Origin of the sequence: Pseudomonas sp. 21 (assembly GCF_000955805.1) — a bacterium.
Taxonomy (GTDB): domain Bacteria; phylum Pseudomonadota; class Gammaproteobacteria; order Pseudomonadales; family Pseudomonadaceae; genus Pseudomonas.
Window position 1 is genome coordinate 1 of record NZ_JYOA01000009.1, and the last position, 14347, is coordinate 14347.

The 14347-nt window shown below is 67.6% G+C and carries 13 protein-coding genes and 1 riboswitch; of the genes, 8 read left to right on the forward strand and 5 right to left on the reverse strand.

Annotated elements, in window-relative coordinates; genetic code table 11:
* From UB43_RS29890 to UB43_RS21065, 3 genes are all read left to right on the forward strand, one after another.
* A partial coding sequence (locus UB43_RS29890; protein WP_045214945.1) for a hypothetical protein occupies nt 1-451 on the forward strand: 451 nt, incomplete at its 5' end.
* Between the two features lie 253 nt (nt 452-704).
* Nucleotides 705-2615 carry a 1-deoxy-D-xylulose-5-phosphate synthase gene (gene dxs / locus UB43_RS21060; RefSeq protein WP_045214948.1) on the forward strand — a complete coding sequence of 637 codons (1911 nt, stop codon included), beginning with the start codon at nt 705-707 and terminating at the stop codon, nt 2613-2615.
* Nucleotides 2616-2643: 28 nt separating this feature from the next.
* A riboswitch (cobalamin riboswitch) is annotated at nt 2644-2842 on the forward strand.
* Between the two features lie 95 nt (nt 2843-2937).
* Complete coding sequence (locus tag UB43_RS21065) at nt 2938-4794, forward strand: TonB-dependent receptor domain-containing protein (RefSeq protein WP_045214950.1); 1857 nt, start codon at nt 2938-2940, stop codon at nt 4792-4794.
* Between the two features lie 271 nt (nt 4795-5065).
* Here the strand turns inward: UB43_RS21065 and UB43_RS21070 are convergent, their stop codons facing one another.
* The 4 genes from UB43_RS21070 to UB43_RS21085 are packed head-to-tail and all read right to left on the reverse strand — an operon-like array spanning nt 5066 to nt 8724.
* Entirely contained in the window at nt 5066-5677 is a 612-nt protein-coding gene (locus tag UB43_RS21070) for an HAD family hydrolase (RefSeq protein WP_045214953.1), read from the reverse strand.
* A gap of 8 nt (nt 5678-5685) precedes the next feature.
* Nucleotides 5686-6555: an acyl-CoA thioesterase II gene (gene tesB / locus UB43_RS21075; protein WP_045214955.1), complete on the reverse strand. Its 870-nt coding sequence runs from the start codon at nt 6553-6555 to the stop codon at nt 5686-5688.
* A gap of 13 nt (nt 6556-6568) precedes the next feature.
* Nucleotides 6569-8185, reverse strand: coding sequence for a SagB/ThcOx family dehydrogenase (locus UB43_RS21080; protein ID WP_045214957.1), 1617 nt, complete (start codon nt 8183-8185; stop codon nt 6569-6571).
* Nucleotides 8182-8724 (reverse strand): GNAT family N-acetyltransferase, encoded by a 543-nt coding sequence (locus UB43_RS21085; protein ID WP_045215327.1) that lies wholly within the window; start codon nt 8722-8724, stop codon nt 8182-8184. Before UB43_RS21085 ends, UB43_RS21080 begins: the two co-directional genes overlap by 4 nt.
* Before the next feature lie 209 nt (nt 8725-8933).
* Between UB43_RS21085 and UB43_RS21090 the strand changes: the two genes are divergently transcribed.
* Both UB43_RS21090 and UB43_RS21095 read left to right on the forward strand, forming a co-directional pair.
* Nucleotides 8934-10139, forward strand: coding sequence for an MFS transporter (locus tag UB43_RS21090; RefSeq protein WP_045214960.1), 1206 nt, complete (start codon nt 8934-8936; stop codon nt 10137-10139).
* 89 nt (nt 10140-10228) lie between these two features.
* Nucleotides 10229-11152, forward strand: a complete 924-nt coding sequence (locus tag UB43_RS21095; RefSeq protein WP_045214961.1) for a histone deacetylase — start codon at nt 10229-10231, stop codon at nt 11150-11152.
* Here UB43_RS21095 and UB43_RS21100 read toward each other — a convergent pair.
* Nucleotides 11137-11637 carry a hypothetical protein gene (locus tag UB43_RS21100; protein WP_045214963.1) on the reverse strand — a complete coding sequence of 167 codons (501 nt, stop codon included), beginning with the start codon at nt 11635-11637 and terminating at the stop codon, nt 11137-11139. The genes UB43_RS21095 and UB43_RS21100 overlap by 16 nt on opposite strands.
* 311 nt (nt 11638-11948) lie before the next feature.
* On the opposite strand from UB43_RS21100, the gene UB43_RS21105 reads away from it, so the two are divergent.
* From UB43_RS21105 to UB43_RS21115, 3 genes are all read left to right on the forward strand, one after another.
* On the forward strand, nt 11949-13190 hold the full coding sequence (locus UB43_RS21105) for a TIGR03862 family flavoprotein (RefSeq protein WP_045214965.1): 1242 nt from the start codon (nt 11949-11951) through the stop codon (nt 13188-13190).
* Between the two features lie 60 nt (nt 13191-13250).
* Nucleotides 13251-13856, forward strand: a complete 606-nt coding sequence (locus UB43_RS21110) for a GNAT family N-acetyltransferase (protein WP_045214967.1) — start codon at nt 13251-13253, stop codon at nt 13854-13856.
* 89 nt (nt 13857-13945) lie between these two features.
* A complete protein-coding gene (locus tag UB43_RS21115; protein WP_045214969.1) occupies nt 13946-14314 on the forward strand; it encodes a VOC family protein in 369 nt (122 codons plus the stop codon).
* Nucleotides 14315-14347 lie beyond the last annotated feature (33 nt).

Below are 14347 nucleotides of genomic sequence, written 5' to 3' on the forward strand. Positions count from 1 at the left end.
CGGCGAGTTCGAGATCGGCAAGGCCCTTGTCCAGCAGGACGGCACCTGGGAGTTCACCCCCTATGCCCCGCTGAAAGACGGCGCCTATGACTTCCACATCAGCCAGGGCCAGGAGAGCAGCGCCGCCTTCCGCCTGACAATCGACCGTTCCTGGACCGACGAAGTCGGCGCTTCGAAAGGCTCCCTCCTGTTCAGCCATGGCTTGGAGCTGGACCTGAGTGGCCTTGGCACATCCGCCCACAACGACAACCAGAGCGCCTCGGAAAGCAAAGCCTTGCTGCCGTCCATGAGCAACGTGCTGGAGATCGGTACCCACGAACTGCCGCTGGGCAATGGCGGCGTCACGTCTGTTTCGGCCGTCGCGGAACCGGCTGGCGCTCACTATGCGCCGGTCGACTTCCGCCCGGTGACGAGCTTCGACGAGCTGGCCATCCAGCACATCGTGGTGTAATCACCTGCACTGCGGCGGACGTCATGACGAGGTCCGCCGTAGTGCTTTTCACGTCACTCCCCCGTTTCCCCGGGTGATTGCGCGCTTCCCCGCGACACAAGGTCGCCCCTCCCGGCGGCAACCGTGCTGCATCCGACACCCGTGCCAAATCCCGACCATCCGGTCGTCCAAAGGATTGGCCCCACGTTGCTTGGGCCAATCCTGAGCTTCGGGTAAACTTCCGCATCTTTGCCTTCTCATAACGATCAGCCTGATGCCCACGACGTTCCACGAGATTCCCCGCGAGCGCCCTGCCACGCCCCTGCTCGACCGCGCCAGCACGCCGGTCGAACTGCGTCGGCTCGGGGAAGCGGAGCTGCTGACCCTCGCTGACGAACTGCGCCAGTACCTGTTGTACAGCGTTGGCCAGACCGGCGGCCACTTCGGCGCGGGCCTGGGCGTCATCGAACTGACGGTCGCCCTGCACTACGTCTTCGACACCCCGGACGACCGCCTGGTGTGGGACGTCGGCCACCAGGCCTACCCGCACAAGATCCTCACCGGCCGCCGCGAGCGCATGGGCAGCCTGCGCCAGAAGGACGGCCTGGCCGCCTTCCCGCGCCGCTCGGAGAGCGAGTACGACACCTTCGGCGTCGGCCACTCCAGCACCTCCATCAGCGCCGCCTTAGGCATGGCCATTGCTGCGCGCATGCAGGGCTCCAACCGCAAGTCGGTGGCGGTGATCGGCGACGGCGCACTGACCGCCGGCATGGCCTTCGAGGCGCTCAACCACGCGTCGGAAGTGAAGGCCGACATGCTGGTGATCCTCAACGACAACGACATGTCGATCTCGAACAATGTCGGCGGCCTGTCCAACTACCTGGCCAAGATTCTCTCCAGCCGCACCTACAGCAGCATGCGCGAAGGCAGCAAGAAGGTGCTCTCGCGCCTGCCCGGCGCCTGGGAGATCGCCCGCCGCACCGAGGAATACGCCAAGGGCATGCTGGTCCCCGGCACGCTCTTCGAAGAGCTGGGCTGGAACTACATCGGCCCGATCGACGGCCACGACCTGCCGACCCTGATCGCCACCCTGCGCAACATGCGCGACCTCAAGGGCCCGCAGTTCCTGCACGTGGTGACCAAGAAGGGCAAGGGCTTCGGTCCGGCCGAGATCGATCCGATCGGCTACCACGCCATCACCAAGCTCGAACCCGAGGGCGCCCCCGCCCACGCCGTGCCGAAGAAGGCCGGCGGGCCGAAGTACTCCAGCGTGTTCGGCCAGTGGCTGTGCGACATGGCTGCCCAGGACCCGCGCCTGGTCGGCATCACCCCGGCCATGAAGGAAGGCTCCGACCTGGTCGCCTTCGCCGACAAGTTCCCGGACCGCTACTTCGATGTCGCCATCGCCGAACAGCACGCCGTGACCCTGGCGGCCGGCATGGCCTGTGACGGTGCCAAGCCAGTGGTGGCGATCTACTCCACCTTCCTGCAGCGCGGTTACGACCAACTGATCCACGACGTCGCGGTGCAGAACCTCGACGTACTGTTCGCCATCGACCGCGCAGGCCTGGTGGGCGAAGACGGCCCGACCCACGCCGGCAGCTTCGACCTCTCCTACCTGCGCTGCATCCCCGGCATGCTGGTGATGACCCCCAGCGACGAGAACGAACTGCGCAAGCTGCTCACCACCGGCCATCACTTCGAAGGCCCGGCGGCGGTGCGCTACCCGCGCGGCACCGGCCCGAACGCCGCCATCGAGGCCGAACTGGCCCCGGTGGAAATCGGCAAGGGCGTGGTTCGCCGTGAAGGCAAGGCCGGCAAGGTCGCCTTCCTGGTGTTCGGCGTGCAGCTGGCAGAAGCGCTGAAAGTCGCCGAACAGTTCGACGCCACGGTCGCCGACATGCGCTTCGTCAAGCCGCTGGACGAGGAACTGGTACGCCAACTGGCCGCCAGCCACGACCTGCTGGTGACCATCGAGGAAAACTCGGTGATGGGTGGCGCCGGCGCCGCCGTCAGCGAGTTCCTCGCCCGCGAGAACCTCCAGCAGCCGATCCTGCACCTGGGCCTGCCGGACTACTATGTCGAGCACGCCAAACCGGCACAGATGCTGGCGGAGTGCGGGCTGGACGCCGCCGGCATCGAAGCCTCGGTGAAGGCGCGGCTGGAAGCGCTCGGCAGCCGCTGAGCGCATCCCTCGCACTGAGTATTGCCAGTCACCGGCGCACCCTCTAAGGTGCGCCGGTTTTCGTTCGAGGTAACGGGAAGCAGGTGAAAGACCTGCGCTGCCCCCGCAACGGTAACCGGCGCGCTCCCTTCGGGAGTGCAACATCGCCATCCGCCACTGCATGAACGCGGGAAGGCGGCGATGTGATGCCGGCAGCCCGGAGACCGCCCTCGACACGCCCCGACAGGTGTTGCGGAGGGCCGCACCGTCAAGCGCGGTGCTGCATCCTCCGCCCTTGTCACGCCCTCCTCGAAAGTCATCCGACCGCTTTTGAGGACGCTCCATGAAACTGACCCGACTCGCCCTGGCCACCAGCCTGCTGCCCGGCATGGCCTTCGCCGCTGGCGACATCTACACGCTCTCCGACCAGGTGATCACCTCCGCCCGCCAGGCCCAGCCGCGCGCCGAAGCCACCTCGGCCAACAGCGTGTTCACCCGCGCCGATATCGAACGCCTGCAGGTACGCAGCGTCCCCGACCTGCTCGCCCGCGTGCCCGGCGTGCAGATGGGCAGCTCCGGCGGTGTGGTTTCCTACTCCGTGCGCGGCACCAGCACCGCGCAGACCCTGGTGCTGGTCGACGGCCAGCGCGTCGCCTCGGCCAGCAGCGGCATCGCCCGCCTGGACTACCTGAGCATCGACAGCATCGAGCGCGTCGAAGTGACCCGCGGCCCACGCTCCGCGCTGTATGGTGCCGATGCGATCGGCGGCGTCATCCAGATATTCACCCGCCGCGGCGAAGCCGGCCTGCACCCGGAAGTGCGCCTGGCCGCCGGCAGCCATGGCACCTTCGAGCGCAGCCTGAATCTCTCCGGCGGCGACGAACAGACCCGCTACAACCTCGGTGGCAGCCTCGACGAGAGCCAGGGCTGGGACCGCACCAGCGACAACGTCGGCGCCGACAACGACCACGACGCCCAGCGCAACAAGGCCGTGCACCTGAACCTGGACCATCGCTTCAGCGAGGACTGGAAGGCCGGCCTGAACCTCAACGACCAGCGCGGCAAGAACGAATACGACGACGCCTACAACTTCGAGCCGGGCTCGCCCCAGGACGACTTCCGCGTCAGCAGCTACAGCGCCTACCTCGACGGCCAGATCACGTCGATGTGGAACAGCCGCCTGGAACTGGGCCGCAGCTTCGATCGCAACAAGGCCGTGGGCGCCGCCGACAGCTGGAACAACGGCACGCTGGAAACCACCCGCCACTCGGCGAGCTGGATCAACCGCCTGCAGTTGGACGACGCCAACCAGCTGGCCCTGGGCGCCGACTGGTACGAAGACAAGGTCGACGGCAGCACCGACTTCGCCGACGACCAGCGCAGCAACCGCGCCTTCTTCGCCCAGCACAGTTTCAAAGGCGACCACTTCGGCACCGAGCTGGGCATCCGCCACGACAACAACCAGGCCTACGGCAGCCAGAACAGCTGGAACGCCGCCTTCAGCCTGCCGGTGGGCGACAACCAGACCTGGATCGCCAGTTACGGCGAAGGCTTCCGCGCGCCGACCTTCAGCGACCTCTACTACCCCGGCGCGAGCAACCCGGACCTCAAGGCCGAGACCTCGAAGACCTACGAGCTGCAATGGCGCGGCGACATCGAAGGCACGCACCTGGAAGCCTCGCTGTACCGCACCGAGATCGACGACATGATTGCCTGGGACAGCAACAGCAATCAGCCGGAGAACATCAACAAGGCGCGCATCGATGGCTTCGAGGCCAGCGTTGCCCGCGAAGTACTGGGCTGGCAGGCCGCGCTCGGCCTGAGCCTGATCGACCCGCGCGACCGCGACACCGGCCACACCCTGCCCTACCGCGCGCGCCGCACCCTGAGCCTGGACCTGGACCGCCAGTTCGGCGCCTTCGGTGTCGGCGGCACCTGGCGCGCGGTCAGCCAGCGCTACGACGACGCGGCCAACACCCGCGAACTCTCCGGCTACGGCGTGCTCGACCTGCGCACCAGTTGGCTGGCCAGCGACGAGATTCGCTTCGACCTGAAGCTGGATAACGCCCTGGACCGCGACTACACCCTGGGCGACTACCTGCGTCCGACCAGCCCGATGGACTTCATGGGCGAAGCCCGCCCCTACCGCGAACCCGGACGCACCGCGCTGCTGGCGGTGACCTGGACGCCGGAGCTGTAAGGCTCCGCATGGCGCGGGATTTTCGGGAAGCACACCGAGGTCTGGCGCGCGCGTAGGAGCGGATTCATCCGCGATGAGCTGGCGTGGTGGGATGCCGATCGCGGACGGAGTCCGCTCCTACGCGGGAGGACGGGCACTCAGGGGGCTAAGGCGCAGGAGCCTGTTCTCGAGCAAGCTCGCTCCTACAGGGTACGGCGCACGTGAGAGTTGGCAGCACGCCGGGCCGCTCTTCGTAGGAGCGAGCTTGCTCGCGAACCCGCATTGCAGCGGACTACACCAGTACCCCCGCCATCCGCCCGAGCTCCGCGCAGTCCTGCGCATGCCAGTCGGTCAGCTCCGGCCAGGGGTTCTCTTGCAGATGGTCTGGCAGGTTGACCAGCGCACTCTGGGCACCAGCAGCCCGCGCACAATCGAGATCAAAGCGGTAGTCGCCGACCATCAGCATCTTCTGTGGCGCCACGTCCCAGCGTGCGGCGAGACGCAGCAGGCCGTCCGGGCTGGGCTTGGGGTCGGCCTCGCCACGCCCGAGAACATCCTCGGTCAGGAAGCAATCACCGACGCCAATCGCAGCCAGTGTGATCAGTGCCAGCTCGTGGGCATTGCGGGTGAGGATGCCCAGGCGGTAGCCCGCGCCATGCAGCGCGCGCACCAGTTCCACCGCACCCGGCGCCGCTTTGGACGCCACCGCCAGCTCCCGTTCGTGCTCCAGCAGCCAGGTATGCTTGGCCGCTGCCTCCTCCTCCGGCAACGCGGCCAGGTGGGTGAGGATGTCGTGCTCCTGGGGAATCCCCAGCGCCCGCTTGATCGCCGGGAAGTCGTGCACCGCCAGGGTCAGGGTGCCGTCCATGTCGAACACCCAGTGGCGGATGTCACCCAGGCTCATGGCTGGGCTCATGCCCAGTCCTCGCGGCGGCGGATCAGGCCTTCCTGGGTCGAGGACGCGACCAACTGGCCGTCACGGTTGAAGATACTGCCGCGCACGAAGCCGCGGCCATTGCCGGCCCAGGGGCTGTCGATGGCGTAGAGCAGCCATTCGTCCGCGCGCAGGTCGCGGTGGAACCACACGGAATGGTCGATGGTGGCCACCTGCATGTCCTTCTGCCACACCGAGCGGCCGTGGGGCAGCAGCGAGGTGGTGAGGAAGCCGAAGTCCGAGGCGTAGGCGAGGATGTACTTGTGCAGTGCCGGGATGTCCGGCAGCTTGCCGTCGGCGCGCAGCCAGAGGTACTTGATCGGCTCGCCGACCTCGGGGTCGTACGGGTCGTTCTCGGTCACCGGGCGGATTTCGATGGGCTTGGGATAGAGCAGCTTGTCGCGGATGCGCTCGGGGAACTGCGCTGCGCTGCGCTTCTTCAGTTCCTGGTCGGTCGGCAGGTTCTCCGGGCCGACCACGTCGGGCATGCTGATCTGGTGCTCGAAGCCTTCCTCGTCGGTCTGGAACGACGTGCTCAGGGCGAAGATCGGCTGGCCCTTCTGGATCGCGGTGACGCGGCGGGTGCTGAAGGTGCCGCCATCGCGCACGCGGTCGACCTGGTAGACGACCGGCTTGCTGGCATCGCCCGGGCGCAGGAAGTAGCCGTGCATCGAGTGCACGTGGCGTTCCGGGTCGACGGTCTGGCTGGCCGCCGACAGCGCCTGGCCGAGTACCTGCCCGCCGTACAGCTGGCGGAACCCGAGGTCCTGGCTCGTGCCGCGGAACAGGTTCTCTTCGATCTGTTCCAGGCTCAGCAGAGCCACCAGGTTGTCCAGGATCTGGGTCATGCGCGTTGTGTCCTCAATTGCGGTCTTGCTGAAGTGGGAATCGGCGTGGCGACGGATAGGCGGGAAGGCTGGTGAGCCGTTCATCCCAGACCGCGCGGCCGATGGTGAAATGATAGAGGCTGACCGGGCAGTCCGGACCTCCGCCCAGCAGTTCTTCCAGCGCCGGGTCGAAATAGCAGCCGATGCCGGTGCCGGAAATCCCCGCGGCCTCGGCCTCCAGATAGAGCAGTTGACCGATCTGGCCGGCTTCCCAGTACAGGCGCGGGTAGGTCCAGGCGCCTTCGGCGAGCGCAGCGTCGAGATCGGCGAGCATGGCGAAGGCGACGCAACCGTCACTGGCGATGTCCTGCCCGCAGGACAGGAAAGCCGACAGCCCGCGCGCATCGCCGGACAGCAGGCGGTAAAGCGGCAACCCGCTCTCTTCCACCGCTTGCCACAGGTAATCCTCGCGCAGGCCGCCCGCCGCGCGGCCACTGCGGCCGAGCCAGTACAGGCCCGGCTCCAGGCCCTGGACGCGGTGGACGAACAGCAGCAGGTCGATGCGCGCCGGCTCGCCGGTGCAGGCGAACGGGACCGGCGAGCGCTCCGGCATCAGGCGGCGCAGCCAGGCATACAGCAGTTCGGCCTGGATGCCGCTGCGACCGTCCATGGATTGCGCACTGCGCCGGCGATGCAGGATCGGGCGCAGCGGCAGACCGGGGTTATCCATAGCCTCCTCGGTTTTCGATGCGGGCCATTCGCGGGCCGGCAGTGCGGGTGCGCGGCACAGCTGGTGAACGCGCTCCAGCTCCGGCCAGTGGCGATAGTCCCGTGACAGGCGATTGGGCGTGCCGGCCAGCGGCAGTTCGGCGAGGCCCTTGAGCAGGTCATTCGGCAGCGGGAATTCAGCGGCCTGTGCCGGCCCGACCCACAGCAGCGCATCGGCGAACTCATGCTCGCTGAAGCCTTCACGGTCGAGACCGATCAGCGCATCCAGCTGTGCTTCGGCAATGCCACGCAGCAGGCGCACTTCCCAACCCTGGATCGCCGCGGCGATGCCCAGGCAGGCCAGTGCGTGGCCGAAGTCATGATTGCAGTAGCGATAGGCGCGCTCGCCGTACTTCCAGGCCTCGCGCCAGGGAATGCTCGCCAGCGCCAGCAGGAAACCGCCGGCGGGCAAAGCGGCGCTCAGTGGTCTGGCCAGCGGCGCGGGCAGTTCGGCGCGCACCTCCAGCACATGGTCATCGGCGCTGTAGTGCGCCAGCAGCGCAGCGTTATCCACAGCCCCGGCAGGCAGCAACAGATAGGCTTCGGTCGGGTGCAGGTTGCCACTGGACGGGTTGACCCGCAGCGCCCAGCGATTGCCGCCCGCCTCCTTCCAGGCCGAGATCGCCAGGCTGTCGTGGAGCAGTTGCGAGACGCTGGCGAGGTTCAGCGGCGCGGGCGGACCGATAGGGCCGGCGAAGGCCTCGTCGTAGCCCGGCGACTCTTCCTGCGGCCGATGCAGCAACTCGATGCAGCGCGCGCCAGCGTAGCGGCGGAACGCAGCCGGCTGGGTCGCCCAGTCGAGCTGGCCGGGGCCGGGGGCAAAGCGCTCCGGGCGATGGCTGCTCAACTGGTGATAGGTGCGGACACCTTCGATTGGCGTCATGGCCGACGAATCCGGTAGAGCACGTGGGGGCGCAGTGGATGACCTTCCGGCAGGCGCGGATGCTCGAAGTCACCGGTCTCGTCGCGAAGCATCCCCAGGCGCTGCATCAATCCCCGGGACGGCAGGTTGGCCGGCACGGTGAAGGCCACGACTTCATTCAGCTGCAACCGCTCGAAAGCGAAATCCAGCGCGGCGCGCGCCGCTTCCAGCGCGTAGCCCTGGCGCCAGTAGGCCACGTTGAAGCGCCAGCCGATCTCCACTGCGGGCGTGAAGGCCGCCTCGAAGGACACCCGGGCCAGCCCGAGCACGCCGATGAACGCGCCATCCTCGCGGCGCTCGACTATCCACTGGCCGAAGCCATGCTCGTCGAAATGCTGGAGGATGCGCGCGGCCAGCAGGTCGCTCTCCTCGCGGCTCATGCAGGCGGGGAAGTGGCGCATCACCTGCGCGTCGGCGTTCAAGGCGGCGAAGGGCGCGAGGTCCTCGGTGCGCCAGGGGCGCAGCAGCAGGCGCTCGGTAGTCAGGCTCGGGATATCCATGGTCGGCATCACGCGTCGTCAAAGGTGACCATGATACCCGCCCACGGGCCTGTAGGCGGCAATCCGTCAGACCAGGCGCAATCGATTCAGCATCGAGCGCCAGCATCTGGTATTTTTCTCCTGCCTTCGCTGTCGGTCACTGCCTTGACCGTGCTCACGCAGACAGCCGCGCCGCCATGGCGCACCTCAAAAAAGACCAAGGAACTCCCATGACGACCTCCACCACCGGACTGCAACGCAGTACGGCCCTGGTGCTTTTCGCATTGGCTGTCGGCGGCTTCGCCATCGGCACCACCGAATTCGCCACCATGAGCCTGCTGCCCTACTTCGCCCCGGCGCTGGGCATCGACGCTCCCACCGCCGGCCACGTGATCAGCGCCTACGCCCTGGGCGTGGTGGTCGGCGCGCCGCTGCTGGCAGTGCTCGGCGCGCGCCTGCCCAGGCGTACCCTGCTGGTACTGCTGATGGCGCTGTTCGCGCTCGGCAACGGCCTGAGCGCCCTGGCGCCGACCTACCACTGGATGCTGCTGTTCCGCTTCATCAGCGGCCTGCCCCACGGCGCCTACTTCGGCATCGCCGCGCTGGTCGCCGCCTCCGTGGTGCCGCCGCATCGGCGCACCGTGGCGGTCGGACGGATGTTCCTCGGCCTCACCGTTGCCACCATCATCGGCGTGCCCGTGGCGAACTGGCTGAGCCAGGCCGTGGGCTGGCGCTGGAGTTTCGCCCTGGTCGCCGCCCTGGGCGTGCTGACCATGATCTGCGTGCGCCTGCTCGCGCCCTATTCGCCGGCCGAGCCGGACTCCAGCCCGCTGCGCGAGCTGGGCGCGCTCAAGCGCGGCCAGGTCTGGCTGACCCTGGGCATCGGCGCCATCGGCTTCGGCGGCCTGTTCGCGGTGTACACCTACCTGGCCGACATCCTCGGCGCGGTGACCCACGTCTCGCCGAGCATCGTGCCGCTGGTGATGGCGGTGTTCGGCATCGGCATGACCCTGGGCAACCTGTTCATCCCGGTGCTCGCCGACCGCGCCGTGATGCCCACCGCCGGTGGCCTGCTCGTGTGGAGCGCGGTGGTGCTGGCGATCTTCCCGTTCACGGCCGGGAACATCTGGACCATCTCCATCTGCGTGTTCTTCGTCGGCTTCGGCGGCGCCCTCGGCACTGTGCTGCAGACCCGCCTGATGGACGTCGCCGAAGACGCCCAGGGCCTGGCCGCAGCACTGAACCACTCGGCGTTCAACTTCGCCAACGCCCTGGGCCCGTACCTCGGCGGCCTGGCCCTGGCGGCGGGCTACGGCTGGACCTCGCCGGGCTGGGTCGGCAGCCTGCTGGCCATCGGCGGCTTCGTGCTGTGGTCGGTGTCGGTAGTCACCAGCCGCGGCGCGCGACGCGACACAGCCCTCTCCAGCGAAGGCTGACAACCACAAGGGCCGGCACAATGCCGGCCCTTTCGTCGGCGCGCGGCACCGACGTACCCTGTACAGCACATTCCCGACCTGCCGACGCCATGCCGCTGCCCCTGGTCTACCACGACGATTACAGTCCGCCCTTCCCGGACAATCACCGCTTCCCCATGGAGAAGTTCCGCCTGCTGCGCGATCACCTGGTGGACAGCGCCCTGGTGGAAGATGCGCAATTGCTGCGCCCGGAACTGTGCCCTGTGGATATCCTCGCCCTCGCCCACGACCGCGACTACATCGAGCGCTACTGCAGCGGCGCGATGGAGCGCGAGGAACTTCGTCGCCTCGGCCTGCCCTGGTCGGAAGCGCTGGCGCGGCGCACGGTGCGTGCGGTGGGCGGTTCGCTGCTGACCGCCGAACTGGCGCTCAAAAACGGCCTCGCCTGCCATCTCGCCGGCGGCACGCACCACGCGCACCATGACCACGCCTCTGGCTTCTGCATCTTCAACGACCTGGCGGTGATCAGCCTCTACCTGCTGGAAAGCGGCAAGGCCAACCGCGTGCTCATCTTCGACTGCGACGTGCACCAGGGCGACGGCACCGCGCGCATCCTGGAGAACGTGCCGGACGCGGTGACGGTGTCACTGCACTGCGAGAAGAACTTCCCCGCGCGCAAGGCGCAGAGCGACTGGGACATTCCCCTGCCGCTGCACCTGGGCGACGCGGAGTACCTGAAGGTGGTGCAGCAGGCGCTGGATTACCTGCTGCCGCTGTACCAGCCGGATATCGTGCTCTACGACGCCGGCGTGGACGTGCACAAGGACGATGCGCTGGGTTATCTGCAGCTTACCGACGCGGGATTGGCCGCGCGGGACGAGCACGTCATCCGCCGCTGTCTGGCCAGCGATATCCCGGTGGTGGGCGTGATCGGCGGGGGCTACGACAAGGACCGCCATGCGCTGGCCCGGCGCCACGGCATCCTGCACCACAGCGCTGCGCGGGTAGCGCGCGAGTTTCAGTTGGCCCGGTAGCGCGAGTTGTTGGTGTCCATGCGCGAGGTCAGGCGCTGCTGCTCCCAACGCGCCAGCTCGTGGGCCGAGAAGCCCAGCAACGCACCGGCGCGCAGACGGCAATCCTCAGCGTAGTGCTTCTCGCAGAAGCGCATCACTTGCTCAGGCACGTGGTGCTGCAGCAGCTCCTGCGCGCGCAATGGCCCCGCATACTGCAGGTAGCGCGGCAGCAGGCGGCTCCAGTTGGTGAACACGTAGAGGTTGTGCAGCGCGATCTGGATCGACAGCAGCTCCAGCACGCGCTGTTCGAACTTCACCTTCGAACCCTGCAGGTTCTTGTTCAAGCGCACCACCATATGGGCCACCGCCTCGTTCAGCAGATCGCGAATTTCCTCGCTGGGAAGGCTGCGGATGACAATATCGAGGCCATTCACCCGCACGCGGGTATCGCTGCCCTCCACCCATAGGTGGGCCTCGTGGGAGCGAAGGTAATCACGGACTTTCATCGGCAATCGGACCAAGGTTGCAAGAGGCCCGCATGCTGATGGATTCACAAAAGCGCCAACATCGGCGCAATCCCGATCCCCTGTAGGAATTATCGCAACCCCTACCAGTCAGGGAACGGAACGGCACTTCCTCACCTCGCGGTTTTTTCCACGACAACGGTGGAGCGGCCTGTGGATAAGCTGCGGGAAAGTGGCTGCAACGCCCGCCCCCGCAGGCTCCCGGAGAGCTGGACGAAAAATGAGCAACCGACGCGCAACGCCGCTGCGCTAGAATTGCGCCCTCTCCCGCCCTCCTTCGCCTGGCCCTCTGCATGACCGATTCCCGCCCGCTCGCTTCCCGTACCGCCCTCGTCATCGGCGGCGGTCCTGCCGGCCTGATGGCGGCCGAAGTCCTGGCCGGTGCCGGCGTACAGGTGGAGCTGTTCGACGCCATGCCCTCGGTCGGGCGCAAGTTCCTGCTGGCCGGCGTAGGCGGCATGAACATCACCCACTCCGAGGAGCGCGAAGCCTTCCTGTCGCGCTACGGCCAACGCGCGCAAACCCTCGCGCCACTGATCGGAGCCTTCGACAACCAGGCGCTGTGCGCGTGGATACACGGCCTGGGCATCGAGACCTTCGTCGGCACCTCCGGCCGCGTCTTCCCCACCGACATGAAGGCCGCTCCGCTGCTGCGCGCCTGGCTCAAGCGCCTGCGCGAAGCCGGCGTGGTCATCCACACCCGCCACCGCTGGCTGGGCTGGGACGCCAATGGCGGACTGCTGATCGACGGGCCGGAAGTCCAACGCAGCCTGAGCGCCGACGCCACCGTGCTGGCCCTCGGCGGCGGCAGCTGGCAGCGCCTGGGCTCGGACGGCACCTGGGTGCCGCTGCTCGCCGGGCGCGCTGTGGATATCTCACCGCTGCGTCCGGCCAACTGCGGTTTCGAGGTGGCCGGCTGGAGCGAGTTCTTCCGCGACAAGTTCTCTGGCGCGCCGGTCAAGCCGGTGGCCCTCTCGCTGCCCGACGGCACGCCGCGCCAGGGCGAGTTCGTGGTCACCGCCGGCGGCATCGAAGGCAGCCTGGTCTATGCGCTGTCCTCCGGCATCCGCGAGCGCATCGAGCAGACCGGCAACGCCACCGTGCACCTGGACCTGCTGCCCAACCGCAGCCTGGAACAGGTCACCAAGGCCATCGCGCAGCCGCGCGGCTCCAAGTCCATGGCCAATCACCTGCGCGGCCGCCTGGGGCTGGACGGCGTGCGTGCCGGGCTGTTGCGCGAGTTGTCCACAGCCGCCGACTATGCCGACCCGCAGCGCCTTGCCCAGTTGATCAAGGCATTGCCGCTGACCGTGGTGCGCACCCGCCCGCTGGACGAAGCCATCAGCAGCGCCGGCGGCGTAACCTTCGAGGCGCTGGATGAACACCTGATGCTCAAGGCGCTGCCGGGCGTGTTCTGCGCCGGCGAAATGCTCGACTGGGAAGCGCCCACTGGCGGCTACCTGCTCACCGCCTGTTTCGCCAGCGGTCGCGCGGCCGGGCTTGGCGCACTGCAATGGCTCCAGGCACAAGACTGAGCGCTGCACTTTATGGAACCATGGTGCTAGATTCTCGACTCCCACCCAGGAGTCGCCTGCATGCCGCTGACCTTCCGCCGCGCCCGTCCCGATGATGTCGATGCCGCCATCCCGCTGATCTACAGCTCCGGCCCCGACGCCTTCGACTATGCCTTCGCCCGCCCCGGCCGCAACAGCGCGCAGGACTTCCTGCGCTACGCCTTCGTCCAGGGCAGCGGGCAGTTCGGCTGGCGCCAGCACTGGGTCGGCGAACAGGACGGTAAAGTCGTGGCCGCCGGGACGGTGTTCGGCGGCGAGGTGACGCTGGACTACATGCTCGCGGCCACGCGGCAGATTCTCGGCTACTTCGGCCTCGGCTCGGCGGGGGTGATCCGTCGCGGCCTGCAACTGGAAAAGATCATCTGCCCGCCGCCACGCAAGACCCTGTACCTCGCGCACCTGGGCGTCACGCCGACGCTGCGCGGCGAAGGCCTGGGCAGCCAGCTGATCGACCACTTCCTGCAGATCGGCCGCCGCAGTGGCCTGACCATGGCGGCGCTCGATGTCTCCACGGCCAACCCCAAGGCCCAGGCGCTCTACGAGCGGCTGGGATTCAACGTGCAGGTGGAGCGAGCCTCGACCCTGCCGGGCGTGGCCGGCAGTCGCTACATGCAGCGCCTGCTCTGAGTTAGACTCGCGGCCAGCCGCCCGCCAGAGGCGGCCTGCTCCGTTGCCGTCGTGAAAGCCTGCTCACGCATTAACCAGGAAGGTTGCCCATGAGCACTGCCAGCGTTGAACTGAAAGTCTTCGTCCCTGCCCGCGATTTCGCGCTCTCCCAGCAGTTCTACCAGGACCTGGGATTTCTCTCGCCGTGGAACTCCGAGGAGCTCGCCTATTTCCACCATGGCGACCATTGCGCCTTCCTGCTGCAGAACTACTACGTCAAGGAATTCGCCGAGAACCTGATGCTGCACCTGCTGGTGGAGGACGCCGACGCCTGGTACGCCAAGGTGCGCGACGCCGGCCTCGCCGAGCGCTACGGCGTGCGCCTTGGCGCGCCGGAAGACCAGCCGTGGAAGATGCGCGACTTCACCCTGCACGACCCGAGCGGCGTGCTCTGGCGGATCGGGCATAACCTCGACTGACTCCCCGGAGGCGACCTGTAGGAGCGCGCCATG